The 1,121-nt window shown below is 61.6% G+C and carries 1 protein-coding gene; it reads left to right on the top strand.

All coding sequences use genetic code 11. The features are described 5' to 3' along the window. The first annotated feature begins 69 nt into the window (after nucleotides 1-69). Nucleotides 70-1,080: an IS30 family transposase gene (locus L0976_RS28530; RefSeq protein WP_234190769.1), complete on the top strand. Its 1,011-nt coding sequence runs from the start codon at nucleotides 70-72 to the stop codon at nucleotides 1,078-1,080. Nucleotides 1,081-1,121 lie beyond the last annotated feature (41 nt).

A 1,121-nucleotide genomic window follows, 5' to 3' on the forward strand; every position in this document is an offset into this window, starting at 1 on the left:
GGGTGGGTTCAAGGATGAAGTGCGACTTGCGAATGATGCCAATGGTTTATCAGTCGCAAGGACGCTGCAATGAAACACACCTACTCCCACCTGGACCTGAATGAACGCCGCAGGATAGCGCGCTGGCGTCACGCCGGCCTGAGCGTCGATATCATCGCGGAGAAGCTGGGACGTCATCGCTCGACGATCTTCCGCGAGGTTCGGCGCAACGTCTACATCGACAAGGAATGGCCTGATCTCAGCGGCTACCATTGCGTGACCGCGCATGACATGGCTTGCGAACGGCGGGCCAAGCTCAGGAAGCTCGCGCGCTTCTCGCATGTCCGCCAGTCCGTCATCGAACGGATCGTGCACGGCTGGTCGCCGCAACAGATCGCCGGTCGGATGCGGCTGGAGCACCATCCGATTTCGGTCAGCCACGAGACGATCTACAAGTTTGCCTATTCGGCCGACGGACATGCCATCAAGCTCTGGAAACATCTGCCGGAACATCGTGCGCGACGCCGGCCACGTCATGCCAGGCGCCGGCATGGCCAGCGCTTCAGCCCGGATCTCAACATTTTGCGCCGCCCGGACGTGGTTGCCGATCGCAGGCAGTTCGGACATTGGGAATGCGACCTGATCCAGTTCCGCCAGAAGTTCGGCAAGGCGAACGTGACGTCACTGGTCGAGCGGGTCAGCCGCTCTGCTGTTCTCTTTCGCAACAACGACAGGCAGTCGCGCCCGATCATGGAGCGTCTCATCGGCGTGCTGCAGGCCCTGCCCCATCGCGCACGGCGCTCGATCACTTTCGACCGTGGGACGGAGTTTACCGACTGGCCCTACCTCCAGGCCGGGATCGGCTCCGCGACATCGTTCTGCGACCCGCAATCGCCCTGGCAGAAAGGCACCGTCGAGAACACGAACGGGCGGGCCAGGAAATGGCTTTCGAGGGATGTCGATCCGCTCTCGATTACCGACCAGGATCTGAAGGACATCTGCGACCGGCTGAACACAACGCCACGCAAGTGCCTCGGCTACAAGACACCGGCCGAGGTCTTTCGCCAGAAGCTACTCGCGCAGATGCGATCCGGAGGATAGCATCAACGAGCCTGCAAGTCGCGCCTGGGCTTGAGCTCACA

It is taken from the genome of Shinella sp. NM-101 (genome assembly GCF_021401195.1).
In the GTDB taxonomy this organism is placed as follows: Bacteria; Pseudomonadota; Alphaproteobacteria; order Rhizobiales; family Rhizobiaceae; genus Shinella.